The following is a 12,647-nucleotide window of genomic DNA, read 5'->3' on the forward strand; positions in this document are numbered from 1 at the left end:
CGCCGGGGCCGCGCACCCGCCCGCCCCGCCGCCACGTCCCGACGGGCCGGATCAGCCCGGGACGCGGTCCGCGATGAGCCGGCGACGCAGGTCCAGCGCCGTGCCCGACTTGGCCGAGACCATGACCGCCACGTCCCGCAGCCGGACCCGGGCGAGGAACGCCGCGAGCCCGTCGCGGTCGAGCGGGGCCTCGTCGGAGTACGCGGGGCAGCGCATGTCGTCGGTGTGCGGGACGGGGCGCTCGCGGCCCTCGACCTCGTCGAGGTACACCCCGTACAGCACCATCTCCGAGACGTGCAGCTCCCGGCCCACCGCGGCGGCCCAGGGCAGCCCGGTCACGGCCTCGACCCGCGCGAGCATGCGGCGCACGACCGCCGGCTCCCAGAGGCAGGGCCAGCACACGTAGTCCGGCCGCGCCGCCTCGGCGCCCGGGGGCAGGCCCAGCAGCCGGCGGGCGACCTCGTGCCAGCGCACGTGCCGCGGCAGGTGCGCCGAGACGGCGCCCTCCCGGCGGTAGAGCGGCACGGCGCCGTCCGGGGCGAACGTCCGCGGCCCGAACGGCCGGACGAACACCAGGTCCGAGTCGGCGAGCAGCACCAGGTCGGCGTCGGCCGCGGCGACCGCGGCGAGCTTGACCACCTGCTGCGCGACCCAGCCGCGGACCGGCGGGAACGGCGCCCGCGGGTCGAGCCAGAGGTTCAGGCCGGGGACCTTGCGGAGCGGCCGCGGGACGACGGCCCGGGCGTCCTGCACCGTCGTGCGGGCGCCGGCGAGGGACCGGAACAGGTCGAGGTCGGCGGGCGGCACCACGAGCGCGTGCCGCACCGACGGGGGTGCGAGCCGCAGCACGGACCGGTTCAGCTCGACGCACAGCGCGTGGTCGGGGCGGTAGGACGGCGTGAGCACGAGCATCGCCGGGCTGCCCGGTGCGGCGGTCACGGGCGTGCCGCCCGCGCCCCGGCGGCGGGCTGGTCCGCCGCGGCGGGCGGCACCCCGGCGACCGGCACCCCGCGCACGTGCCCCTCGACGAGTGCCACCAGCCGCGCCTGCGAACCCGCCCAGGACCGGCCCACCACGCTCGCCTGCAGGGCCGCCGCCCGCCCCGCCGGGTCGGGGTGCTCGACGGCCGCGCACAGCGCGTCGGCGACCGCGGCCGGCGTCGGGGCGGCCCACCGCACGTGCGGGTTGGGCAGGTCCGCGCGCGCGTCGGCGGCGTCGTTGACGACCGGGACGGTCCCCGCCGCCAGCATCTCCTCCGCGACCAGCGAGATGTTGGTGAACGACAGCGCGAGCCCGGCGAGGGTCCGGTGGTACAGGACGTTGAGCGCCGCCGGGTCGAGGCCGCCGTGCCGGGTGGCCGGGACCCCCAGGTCCCGCGCCGCGTCCCCGTAGACGTGGATCTCCTGCTCCGGGTGGCGCGCGTGGAACCGCAGCAGCGCGAGCCGCGCCAGGTCGTACCCGCGCCGCGCGACGTCCGGCTTCGCGTACAGCACGACCCCGCCCCGGGTCACCGGCGCGAGCGGCCGGTACACGTCGGTGTCGCACCCGAACGGGACGACGTCCACGTCGACGCCGAGGTCGCGACCGAGGTGGCCCGCGACCATCTCGCCCAGCGCCAGGACGTGCAGCCCGAGCCGGTACGAGTCCTCGGCCAGGGCGTGCTGGGCGCCGTGGGGGTAGAAGTACGGCTCGACGTCCTGCACGAAGTACAGGCGCCGCATCGGGTCCGTGCCGCGCCGGGCGAGCACGTGCGCGGTCTGCCAGGACGTCGCCACGCACGCGTCGACCCCGTGGATGCCGTCGGCGACGTCCCGCACCTCGGCCCGCACCCCGGGCCAGCCCGCCCGCACCACCGCCGCGCGCTGCCGGACGTCGCCGCCGTGCCGGTCGTAGAGGTAGAGCACGCACCGGTGCCCCGCCTCCTCGAGCGCCCGGACCATCCGGAACATCGTCGTGTGCCCCCCGGAGTGCGGCCCGGGCGGGACGCACAGCCACCCCACGGTCAGCGGCCGGTCCGACGGCGGCGGCGCCGGGGGCACGGCGCGGGCCGCGGACGGCGGGTCGGCGACGTCGTCGGGCAGCAGCGGGAAGTCGAGCGCCCCGGCCCCCGTGGCGCGGTACAGCCGCGCGGCCGCGCGCTGGGCGGTCTCGCGCGCCCCCATCGCCCGCACCCGCCGCGCCGCGGCGGGCAGGTCCCGCGCCCTCACGCCGCGCCGCCCGTGCGCCGCAGGTCCGCCGCGGTCACCGGCCCACCGCCCGGCGCACCCCGGGACCACCCGGGCCCGCCGGACGACGCCGGGGCGCCGTCACCCGCGACGAGCGGCGGCACCGGCGGCGCGCCGCGGGCGGCGTCCCGGGTGTAGGTCCCGGTGCGGGCCCAGCGGCGCCCGCGGAGGACGTCGTCGGCGCGCACCCGGACCGCCCGCGCGAGCCCCGCCGCCCGGTCGCGCGCGCCCGGCTCCGCGTCGAGCGCCGCGTCCAGCCGCCGCCACGGCCCGGCGAGCTCGGGCGCGACCACCAGCGCCTCGGCCATCAGGCGCCGCACGCGCTCCGCATCACGCCGCCCGCGGTCGACCTCGTACCGGCACGCGCGCAGCGCCTGGCGGACGAGGGCCCGGCGGGCCGCGGCGGCGAGCGCGTCCCGCTCGGGCAACCCGGCGGTCCCGGCGGCGGCGAGCTCGGCGAACGCGGCCACCCGCTCCCGGAAGTCGGTCGCGTCGTCGACCTCCCGCGCCGACAGGCTCGCGGGGTGCTCGCGGTGCCACGCCTGGTCGGCGCCGCCCACGTGCGCGACGTCGGCGTGGGCGGCGAGCCGGAGCCACATCTCCATGTCGTGCGTGTGGGCGAGCGGCCGCTGCCCGCCGACCGCCGCGACCACCGACCTGCGCACGAGCACCTCCGGCGACGTGATGACGTTGTAGCCGTCGGCGCACCGGTCGGCGAGCCACCGCCGGCCCGGCCAGATCGTCCACCGGCGGGCGCGGGTGCGGGCGGCGCGGGGCGGCTCGCCGGCGAAGTGCACCGGGTGCCCGTAGACCAGGCCCACCGACGGGTACGCCCGGGCGACGGCCACCGACCGCGCGAGGGAGCCGGGCGTGAGCAGGTCGTCCGCGTCGAGCCGCACGAGGAACTCCCCCGTCGCGCGGGCCAGTCCGTCGTTGAACGTCTCGACGGGGCCGCGGTTGAGCGGGTGCGCCAGGACCGCGACGCGCGGGTCGGCCGCGGCGAGCCGGCCGGCGACGGCCAGGGAGTCGTCGGTGGACGCGTCGTCGACCACGACCACGTCGACCTCGACGCCCGTCTGGCCCAGGGCGCTGCCGACCGCGGCGGGCAGGTAGCGCGCGTAGTCGTGGCACGGGATCACCACGGTGACCGTGGCGTCCGCGGTGGGGACCGCGTGCGGCCGGACGCGCAGGGTGCGGGTCAACGGCCCGGCGAGGGCGGTCACGGGACGCGCTCCGGGTCGGCGGGCAGGGGCCCGGCAGCGGCCGGTGCCGCCGGCGGGAGGACCGGCGGCGCCGCCGGGTCGGTCGCGGCCTCGTCGTCCGCCCGGGCCGCACGCGCCGCCCGCAGGTCCCGCAGCAGCGGCCGCCCGGCGACCGCCACGTACACCAGCGCCCCGGCGGTCCCGCCGGCGGCGAGCGCGGCGAACGACCCGCCCACCTGCCGCGCCACCAGCGCCGCCGCGGCGACGGTCGGTGCGGCCGCCACCAGCGGCAGCCAGGTCGCGCGCGCCAGCGCCCGCAGGTCCGCCCCGCTGCGCCGCACCGCGACGAGGTAGAGCGGCAGCACCACGGCCCCGGCCACGACCACGTGCGCCCAGCCGACGCCCACCGACCCGCCGGTCCTGGCGCCGACGACCACCGCGGGCACCAGCGCGACCAGCCACGCGACCTGCACGCCGAGCACCGGGCGGGTCGCCCCGCGCGCGACGAGGTACGTCGCGAGCAGGTCGAACAGCACCCGCACCGCGCCGAACGCCGCCAGCGCGGTCAGGGCTCCCGCGGCGGGCGCCCAGCGGCCGCCGTAGAGCAGCGTGACCACGGGCAGGGCGAGGGCGCCCAGCAGGCACGCCACCGGGACGGCGGCGGCCCACGTCAGCCGGGTGGCGAGCGCCAGCCCGCCGTCCCCGTCGGCTGCCCGCGGCGGACCCGGCTCCCCCGCGTCGGGCTCAGGGCGCCCGTCCAGCCGCGCGAACGCGGCGAGGGCGACGGGCCGCACGGTCTGCCCGATCACCGTCATCGGCCAGCTCGCGACGTTGAACGCCAGCACGTAGTACCCGAGGGCGACCTCGCCGGCCCCGCGGGCGAGCACCACCTTGTCGACGGCGAGCAGCGCGATCGACAGCAGGTTCGCCCCCGCGAGCGGCGCGCCGTAGGCGATCGCCCCGCGCGCCAGCGCCGGGTCGTACCCGAACCGCGGCACCGTCCGGCTGAGCAGGAACTGCGCCCCGGTCGCGGCGGGCTGGGCCACCAGGCGGGAGACCGCCAGCGCCATCGGCCCCCAGCCCGCGCGCACCAGCAGCACGGTGACCACCGTGCCGACGACGAGGTCGACCAGCCCGGTCGCGAAGATCTCCCGCTGGTGGAACCCCCGCTGGAGCCGGGCGTAGGGCACGACGCCGGCGGCGGACACCACCAGGGTGGCGGCGAGCACCGCGATGACCGGGGCGGCCCGGTCGCTGCCCAGGGCCCGCGCCACGGGCTCGGCGCCGGCCGCCATCGCCCCGGCCAGCAGCGCGCCGAGGACCAGGCTGATCGTCGCGACGGTCGGCTCGAGGCGGAGGGGTTCGCGCGCCCGGACCAGGTCCGCGCTGAGGCCGAGGTCCACGACCGTGACGAGCACGCCCTGCACGGCCAGCGCGATCGCGAACACGCCGAAGTCCTCGGGCGCGAGCAGCCGGGCCAGCACGATGCCGACCAGCACGTTGCCGAACCGCAGCACGACGCTGCCCGCGCTGCCCCACGCGAGCCCGCGCCCGACCTGCCGGCCGAGCCCCGCCGGCGCCGTCACCGCGCCCCCTCGCGCTGCGGCGCCGCGTCGGTGGCACCGGCGCCGGGCTCGCCCCCGCCCCTGGACCCGGGCCCGGTTCCCGCTCCGCGGGAGGCCGGCGCGCCGCCCGCGCCCCGTGACGAGTGGTCGTCCCCGGCACGGAGGCCGCCACCGGGGCCGGCGACCGAGCCGGCACGCGCACGCACCGCCGCAGCCGCCCGCTGCCGCCCGAGCGACACCTTGAACTTGGCCACGTCCACCGCGCACCGCGTCAGCGCCTCCCGGCGGACCGCCTCGCTGGGCCGGGTCGCGAGCGCGTCGGCGTAGACCGCCTCCTGCCGGCGCCCGGCCGCCGCCAGGCTGTAGGCGTCGAGCACCACGGCCCGTCCGAGCGCGCCGCGCTGCGCGCGCAGCCCGGGGTCCGCGAGCAGCGGCGCCAGCGCGCGCTCGAGGTCGGCGCCGCCCCCGGGCCCCTCGCACAGCCAGCCGCCGTGCAGGAACCCGCCGAGCGTGTCCCGGGTGAGCGCACGCCACGCGCCGCGGTCGCCCTGCACGACGACGGGCTTGCCGAACGCCATGCCGCGCAGGATGGACGAGCCCATGCCGAGCACCACGTCCGCCGCGTCGTACGCCGGGCGCGGGTCGAGCAGCTGCCCGGTGACGACGACGACCTGCTCGCCGGCGGCGGCGTTCACCGCGTCCGCGCGCGCCGCCACCCGGCCCTGCTCGGGCCCGGTGCCGACGACCACGAGCCGCAGGGCGCCCTCGCCCGCCGTGCCCGGTGCCCCCGCGAGCCGCCCCACCACCTCGATCGCGGCGAGCACGCCGTCCGCCTTGCCCAGGTCCGCCGACAGCCGCCCGACGACGGACAGGACCAGGTCGTCCGGGCGCAGGCCGAGCAGCGCCCGCGCGTCCGGCCCCGCGGCGCCGGGGGCGTCCCGCTCGGTGTCGATCGGCGGCTCGATCAGGTGCACCCGGTCACGGAGCACGCGCTGCTGCTCGTGCAGCCGGCGGGTCCCGACGACGAGCGGCTCGTGCCGCGGCACGTGGTCGGGCACGTCCATGGACAGCACGGTCGTGACCAGCGGCGTGCCGAGCCGGCGGTGCGGGCCGAAGGCCAGGTCGAGCGACGGGCCCCACTCGTACCCGTGGACCACGTCGACGCCGCGGTCCACGACCAGCCGGCGCAGGGCGGCCATGTTCCGCGGGGACGGCCACCGGCCCTCTCGCGGCGCGCGCACGTACTCCAGCCCGAGCGCGCCCACGAGCGGCACCAGGTCGCCGTCCGGCCCGAACATCAGCACGTCGTGCCCCGCGCGCGCGACCTCGTGCGCGAGCTGGACGGCGTTGAGCTGGCTGCCGCCGACCTCCATCACGCCCGGGTAGACGAGGATCCTCACGCGACCGCCCTCCCCAGCACCTCGACGACCTCCTCCTGCTCCGCCGCGGTCAGGTGCGGGTGCATCGGGAGCGACAGGATCCGGTCCGCCGCCGCCTCGGCCACCGGGAACGCGCCGCGCCCGAGCCGGAGGTGCCGGTAGGCCCCGGTGAGGTGGAGCGGCACCGGGTAGTGCACGCCCGCGCCGACGCCCGCCGCGTGCAGCGCGGCCAGCACCCGGTCGCGGTCCGCCACCTGCACGACGTAGAGGTGCCAGACGTCGTCGTTCGCCGGGTCCGTCCGCGGCGGCTGCACCCCGGGCAGGTCCTGCAGCAGCGCGTCGTACCGGGCCGCGGCCGCGCGCCGGCGCTCGTTCCAGCCGGCGAGCCGCCGCAGCTTGGCCTCCAGCACCACCGCCTGCACCGTGTCGAGGCGCGAGTTCATCCCGACGACGTCGTGCCGGTACTTCTGCGTGCTGCCGTGCCCGGCGAGCGCGCGCACCCGGTGCGCGACCTGGGCGTCGTCCGTGGTGACGGCGCCGGCGTCGCCGGCCGCGCCGAGGTTCTTCCCCGGGTAGAAGCTCGTGCCCGCCGCCAGCCCCAGCGCTCCCGCGGGGCGCCCGTGCCGCCGGGCGCCCTGCGCCTGCGCCGCGTCCTCCACCAGCGGCACCCCGCCGTCGGCGGCGATCTTCGCCAGCTCCTCGACCGGCGCCACCTGGCCGAAGAGGTGGACCGGCACGACGGCGGCGGTGCGCGGGCCGACAGCGGCCCGCACGGCCGCCGGGTCGACGAGCAGGTACGCCGGGTCGACATCGACGAGCACCGGCACCGCGCCGATCCGGGACACGGCCTCGGCCGTGGCGACGAACGTGTTGACCGGCAGCACCACCTCCGCGCCCGGCCCGACCCCGACCGCGCGCAGCGCGAGCTCGAGCGCGTCGGTGCCGTTCGCGACGCCGACGCAGTGCCGCGCCCCGACCGCGTCCGCGTAGGCCGCCTCGAACCGCCCGACCGCGGGGCCGCCGACGAACGCGGCGGTCGCGAACACCTCGTCCAGCCCGGCCCGCACCTCCTCGTGCACCTCCGCCTGCTGGGCGGCCAGGTCGACCAGCGGGATCCTCATGCGCGCACCGCCCTCTCGTCGTCCCGGGTCCCGGGGTCGCGGACCCCGTGCACGTGCCCGTCCACCGCCGGGTGCAGCGGCCGCGCCGGCACGCCCGCCCAGGTCTCGCCGTCCGGCAGGTCCGACAGCAGCACCGCGCCCATGCCGAGCGTCGAGCCCGCACCCACCCGGACCCGCTCGCGGACGGCCGAGCGCATCCCGAGGTACGCGCGCGGGCCGACCCGCACCCCGCCCCCGAGCGTCGCCCCGGCGGCGAGCGTCGCGGCGTCCCGCACCTCGTCGTCGTGCGTGAGGGTCACGTGCGGCATGAGGACCACGTGCCGACCGACCCGGACGTCCGCGGTCAGCACGACCCCGGCCAGGAGCACCGACCCGGCACCGACCGTGCAGCCGTCCGGCACGTCGACGGACGGGTGCACCACCGTCGCCCACCGGTCCGGGCCGACGCCGGCCGCGGCGAGCCGGGTGACCAGGCCCGCGCGCGCCCGCCCGTGGCCCACGCAGGCGAGCACCGCCGCGTCCGGCAGCCCGGCCAGCGCGGGCAGCCCACCGAGCACCGGCACGCCGCCGACCTCGCTGCCGCGTGCCGCCGGGTCGTCGTCCAGCACCCCGACCGCCTCGTACGGCCCGTGCCGGCGGACCACCGCCAACACCTCGCGCGCCAGCCCGCCGGCCCCGACCAGCACGAGCGGCCGGCCGCCCGCGGTCACCGGACCGCCGCCCGCAGGACGTCGACGACCCGTCCCTGCTCGGACCCGGTCATCTCGTGGAACAGCGGCAGGATCAGGGTCCGGTCCGTCAGGCGCTCCGTGACGGGCAGCGGCGCGCGGCCGTGGTCCCCGCCGGCGTAGGCGGGCTGGCGGTGCGCCGCCATGATCCCGCGCCGCGCGGACACGTCCGCCGCGGCCAGCCGGGCCAGCAGCCCGTCCCGGTCCACCGGCGACCCGGGGAGCACCTCCACCCAGTACGACTGGAAGTTGCCGGTCCCCCACGGCGGATCGGCCACCGGCCGCAGCGCCGGCAGGTCCGCCAGCTCCGCCGCGTACGCTGCGGCGAGCGCGCGGCGGCGCACGACCGCCTCGGGCAGCCGGCCGAGCTGCACGAGGCCGACCGCCGCCTGCAGGTCGGTCATCCGGTAGTTGAAGCCCACCTCGAGGTACTCCTCCGCCGGGGCCAGGACGGCACCGTGCCGGTCCGCGGCGGACACGCTCATGGCGTGCTCGCGCAGCCGGCGCGCCCGGGCGGACCAGTCGGCGCGGGCCGTGGTCAGCATCCCGCCCTCGCCGGTGGTGAGCACCTTGCGCGGGTGGAACGACCAGGCCGCCACCTCCGCCCGCGCGCCGACCGGCAGCCCGCGGTAGGTCGACCCGGCCGCGCAGGCGGCGTCCTCGACGACCACGATCCCGAGCGGGTCGGTCAGCGCCCGGACGGCGTCGAGGTCGACCGGCACACCGCCCTGGTCGACGGCGACCACCGCGGCGGTGCGCGCGGTGAGCGCCTCGGCGACCGTCGCCGCCGTGAGGTTGCCCGTCGTCGGGTCGACGTCCGCGAACACGGGCCGGGCGCCCGCGTGCACGACCGCGTTGGCCGTCGCGACGAACGAGAACGACGGGACCACCACGTCGTCGCCCGGCCGGACCCCGGCGACCACCAGCGCCAGGTGCAGCGCCGCCGTGCAGGACGACAGGGCCACCGCGTGGCCGGCCCGCTGGGACGCGGCGAACGCGTCCTCGAACGCCGCCACCCGGGGGCCCTGGGCCACCCAGCCGGAGGCGAGCACCTCGGTGACCGCGGCGACCTCCTCGGCGCCGAGCCACGGGCGCATGACGTGCAGCGTGCTCACGGGACCACCGCCGGGGCCGCAGCCGCGCGTCCCGCCGCCACGTCCGCCCGCCGCGGGCGCCACCAGTCGACGAGCTCGCGCAGCCCCTCCTCCAGCCCGACCTCCGCGACGAACCCGAGGTCGCGCCGCGCGGCCGCGGTGTCGGCCAGCCGCCGCGGCACCCCGTTCACGGCGCGCTCCGGCCCGTGCTCGACGGCCAGGTCGCTGCCCATCACCCGCAGCAGCGCCTCGGCGAGCTGCAGCAGCGAGGTCTCGGTGCCGCTCGCGACGTTGTACGCGCCCTCCACGACGCCGGAGGTCGCCGCCAGCACGTTGGCCCGCGCCACGTCCCGGACGTGCACGAAGTCCATGGTCTGCCGCCCGTCGCCGAACACGAGCGGGGGCAGCCCGTCGGCGATCCGCTCCATCCAGCGCACCAGCACCTCGGTGTACCGGCCGTGCACGTCCATCCGGGGCCCGTACACGTTGAAGTACCGCAGCATCACGGTGTCGAGGCCGTGCATCGCCCGGAACGCCCGGGCCATGCCCTCGGTGAACGACTTGGCCGCGCCGTAGAAGGTGTCGTTGTTGTGGTGGTGGTGCCGCTCGCGGGTCGGGAACTTCTCCGCCGCGCCGTAGACCGACGCGCTGGACGCCGCGACCACCTTCCCGACGCCGTGCTCGGCGGCGGCCTCGAGCACGGTGAACGTGCCGTCGACCAGCACCTCGAGCGCCAGCCGCGGCTCCTCGGCGCACTGCGTGATCCGGATGGCGGCCTGGTGGAGGACCACGTCCGCCCCGCGCACGACGTCGTGCACGGTGTCCCGGTCCCGCAGGTCCCCGACGACGAGGTCGACCCGGCCCGTCGCGAGGGCCGCCGCGAGGTTCTCCCGCCGGCCGCGCGACAGGTCGTCCAGCACCACCACCCGGCCCGCGCCGGCCGCCAGCAGCTGGTCGACGAGCGTCGACCCGACCGTGCCCGCGCCGCCGGTCACCAGGACGCGGGCGCCCGCCACCGCGGTCACCGCCGGCGGCCCTTCGACCCGGCCCCGACGAGCTCGCCGCCCGCGACCGGCACGAGCCGGCCGCCGTCGGACAGGCTGAGCGAGGCGGACTCCAGGACGTCGAGCACCCGCAGCCCGGCGTGGCCGTCGGTGAGCGGCGCCCGGCGCCCGCGCACGGCGGCGGCCAGCTCGTCCACCACCGCGGCGAGCGCCTCGCGCTCCGGGAGCGCGGGCGACCAGGCGTCGCCGAGCCGGTACGACACGCGCGCGGTCGTCCGGTCGGGCAGGCCCTCCCCGGGGTCGACCCCCCGGTCGTACACCGTGAGCCGCTGCTGCGGCGCCAGGTCGTCCCAGACCAGCGTGCGCCGGCTGCCCCCGACGACCATCTGCCGGATCTTGGTCGGGCTCAACCAGTTGACGTGCAGGTGCGCCAGGGCCCCGCCGGCCAGCGGCAGCGTGAGGTAGCCGACGCACGACCGGCCGACGCCGAGCGGGTCGCCGCCCTGCGCCGCGACGCCGGTCGGCACCAGGCCGCCCGGCACGACGAAGTCCAGGATCGACAGGTCGTGCGGGGCGAGGTCCCAGAACACGTCGACGTCCGGCTGGACCAGCCCGAGGTTGATCCGCACCGAGTCGACGAAGTGCAGGTCGCCGAGCGAGCCGTCGGCGACCAGGTCGCGGATCGCCCGGACGACGGGCGTGTAGCAGAACGTGTGGTCCACCATCAGCACCCGGCCGACCTCGGCGGCGCGCGCGACCATCCGCCGCGCGTCCGCGCCGTTCGCCGCGATCGGCTTCTCGACCAGCACGTGCTTCCCGGCGTCGAGCGCCGCGAGCACGAGGCCGGCGTGCGTGGCCGCGGGCGTGGCGACGGCGACCGCGTCCAGGTCGGCCCGGGCCAGCACCTCGGCCGCGTCGGTGACGACCTCGACCGTGCTGCGCCCGCCGACCACCCGGCGCGCGCGCTCCTCGTCCCGGTCGCACACCGCGACCAGGTCCCACTCCGGCGACGCGCGGAAGTTCCGGGCAAGGTGGGGGCCCCAGTACCCCGCGCCGATCACCGCGACCCGTAGCGGATCTGCCATGGCGGCTCGCCTCCTCCTGACGTAGCCGTAGTCTTGCCAGCCCGATTCGGACATGTCACGCATACCGGACATTTCTCACCCGCTGCGACGCCACCGCGACGCGCGGGCCGTGCGTATCGTCCGGAGGGTCGCCCCGTCCGGCCCCGGGCGGGTGGCACCGGGAGGCCGCGTGGACGCCAGCCAGGACCCCGAGGTCACCGCCGCGCCCGCGATCGCCCCCGGCGCGGACGTCGACCCGCGCGCGGCCGTCGGCCCGGGGACCCGGGTGTGGCACCTCGCCCAGGTCCGCGAGGACGCCGTGGTCGGCGCGGACTGCGTCGTCGGGCGCGGCGCCTACCTCGGGCCGGGCGTGCGCGTCGGCGACCGGTGCAAGATCCAGAACCACGCCCTGGTCTACGAGCCCGCCGTGCTCGAGGACGGCGCGTTCGTCGGGCCCGCGGCGGTGCTCACCAACGACCTGCACCCCCGGGCGGTGAACCCCGACGGCACGCTCAAGCAGCCCCACGACTGGGAGGCGGTGGGCGTCGTCGTGCGCGCGGGCGCCTCCGTCGGTGCGCGCGCGGTCTGCGTGGCGCCGGTGGTCGTCGGGCGGTGGGCCCTGGTCGCGGCGGGCGCGGTCGTGACCCGGGACGTGCCGGACCACGCGCTCGTCGCGGGTGTGCCCGCGCGCCGCGTCGGCTGGGTCGGGCGCGCCGGCGAGCGGCTGGTGCCCGACGGCCCCGGCCGCTGGCGGTGCCCCGTGTCGGGCGACGCCTACCTGGAGGACGCCGCGGGGCTGCGCGCCACGACGCCGGCGGACGACGCCGGCCACCCGCGCACCACGGTCCCCCGGCGCGCCCGGCCGCGCCCGCCCGACCGCCCGCACGGGACCGGCACGGAGACCGCCGACCTCGCCGCCCGCGTCCGCGCCCTGCTCACCGCCGCCGACGGCCCCGCGGCCGGCGAGACCCTGCCGGTCTCGGACCGCCCCATGTTCGGCGGCGTCTCGTTCTTCCTCGGCGAGGCGATGATCGCGAGCGCGCGCGGGAGCGGCGACCTGCTCGTGCGCGTCGCCTCCGACCGGCACGACGAGCTCGCCGACCGCCCCGGTGCGGCGCCGTCCCGCATGGGCGGGCGCACGATGGGCCGCGGGTGGCTGACCGTCGAGTCGGCGGCGGTCGCGGCCGACGAGGACCTGGCCGCCTGGCTCCTCCTGGCCCGCGAGGGCGCCCCCGACCGCCGGCCGTCCCGCTGAGGAGGGTGCG

General features: G+C 78.8%; 10 protein-coding genes and 2 pseudogenes. 2 read left to right on the plus strand and 10 right to left on the minus strand.

The genetic code is table 11. The annotated features are described in order from the left end of the window. Positions 1–51 precede the first annotated feature (51 nt). Genes FKM96_RS00185 through FKM96_RS00230 form a run of 10 tightly spaced genes read right to left on the minus strand, consistent with a single transcriptional unit; the run spans position 52 to position 11,403 of the window. Complete coding sequence (locus FKM96_RS00185; protein ID WP_147793555.1) at positions 52–939, minus strand: DUF6492 family protein; 888 nt, start codon at positions 937–939, stop codon at positions 52–54. Next, the gene (locus tag FKM96_RS00190; RefSeq protein ID WP_210417328.1) at positions 936–2,207 is read right to left on the minus strand and encodes a glycosyltransferase family 1 protein; all 1,272 of its coding nucleotides are present in this window, start codon (positions 2,205–2,207) and stop codon (positions 936–938) included. The genes FKM96_RS00185 and FKM96_RS00190 overlap by 4 nt, the downstream gene beginning before the upstream one ends. Then, complete coding sequence (locus FKM96_RS00195) at positions 2,204–3,448, minus strand: glycosyltransferase family 2 protein (protein WP_147793556.1); 1,245 nt, start codon at positions 3,446–3,448, stop codon at positions 2,204–2,206. Before FKM96_RS00195 ends, FKM96_RS00190 begins: the two co-directional genes overlap by 4 nt. Further along, a complete protein-coding gene (locus FKM96_RS00200) occupies positions 3,445–5,013 on the minus strand; it encodes an oligosaccharide flippase family protein (RefSeq protein WP_168216825.1) in 1,569 nt (522 codons plus the stop codon). The genes FKM96_RS00195 and FKM96_RS00200 overlap by 4 nt, the downstream gene beginning before the upstream one ends. Continuing rightward, the gene (locus FKM96_RS00205) at positions 5,010–6,392 is read right to left on the minus strand and encodes a glycosyltransferase family 4 protein (RefSeq protein WP_147793558.1); all 1,383 of its coding nucleotides are present in this window, start codon (positions 6,390–6,392) and stop codon (positions 5,010–5,012) included. Before FKM96_RS00205 ends, FKM96_RS00200 begins: the two co-directional genes overlap by 4 nt. Beyond that, on the minus strand, positions 6,389–7,492 hold the full coding sequence (locus FKM96_RS00210; protein WP_147793559.1) for a DegT/DnrJ/EryC1/StrS aminotransferase family protein: 1,104 nt from the start codon (positions 7,490–7,492) through the stop codon (positions 6,389–6,391). Before FKM96_RS00210 ends, FKM96_RS00205 begins: the two co-directional genes overlap by 4 nt. Further along, entirely contained in the window at positions 7,489–8,202 is a 714-nt protein-coding gene (locus FKM96_RS00215; protein ID WP_147793560.1) for a NeuD/PglB/VioB family sugar acetyltransferase, read from the minus strand. The genes FKM96_RS00210 and FKM96_RS00215 overlap by 4 nt, the downstream gene beginning before the upstream one ends. After that, on the minus strand, positions 8,199–9,317 hold the full coding sequence (locus tag FKM96_RS00220; protein ID WP_147796802.1) for a DegT/DnrJ/EryC1/StrS aminotransferase family protein: 1,119 nt from the start codon (positions 9,315–9,317) through the stop codon (positions 8,199–8,201). Before FKM96_RS00220 ends, FKM96_RS00215 begins: the two co-directional genes overlap by 4 nt. Positions 9,318–9,331: 14 nt before the next feature. Continuing rightward, positions 9,332–10,339, minus strand: coding sequence for an NAD-dependent epimerase/dehydratase family protein (locus tag FKM96_RS00225; protein ID WP_147793561.1), 1,008 nt, complete (start codon positions 10,337–10,339; stop codon positions 9,332–9,334). Further along, on the minus strand, positions 10,336–11,403 hold the full coding sequence (locus FKM96_RS00230) for a Gfo/Idh/MocA family protein (RefSeq protein WP_147793562.1): 1,068 nt from the start codon (positions 11,401–11,403) through the stop codon (positions 10,336–10,338). The genes FKM96_RS00225 and FKM96_RS00230 overlap by 4 nt, the downstream gene beginning before the upstream one ends. Positions 11,404–11,614: 211 nt before the next feature. On the opposite strand from FKM96_RS00230, the pseudogene FKM96_RS21175 reads away from it, so the two are divergent. Continuing rightward, a pseudogene (locus tag FKM96_RS21175) lies at positions 11,615–12,181 on the plus strand (acyltransferase); the annotation flags it as partial. Positions 12,182–12,415: 234 nt separating this feature from the next. Further along, a pseudogene (locus FKM96_RS21180) lies at positions 12,416–12,637 on the plus strand (hypothetical protein); the annotation flags it as partial. Positions 12,638–12,647 lie beyond the last annotated feature (10 nt).

Origin of the sequence: Cellulomonas sp. Y8 (genome assembly GCF_008033115.1) — a bacterium.
In the GTDB taxonomy this organism is placed as follows: domain Bacteria; phylum Actinomycetota; class Actinomycetes; order Actinomycetales; family Cellulomonadaceae; genus Cellulomonas.

What these genes read in the sequence shown, in the direction of transcription:
- FKM96_RS00210 (WP_147793559.1), bottom strand. Translation starts at nt 7,492, where the DNA reads ATGAGGATCCCGCTGGTCGACCTGGCCGCCCAGCAGGCGGAGGTGCAC.
- FKM96_RS00220 (WP_147796802.1), bottom strand. Translation starts at nt 9,317, where the DNA reads ATGCGCCCGTGGCTCGGCGCCGAGGAGGTCGCCGCGGTCACCGAGGTG.
- FKM96_RS00230 (WP_147793562.1), bottom strand. Translation starts at nt 11,403, where the DNA reads ATGGCAGATCCGCTACGGGTCGCGGTGATCGGCGCGGGGTACTGGGGC.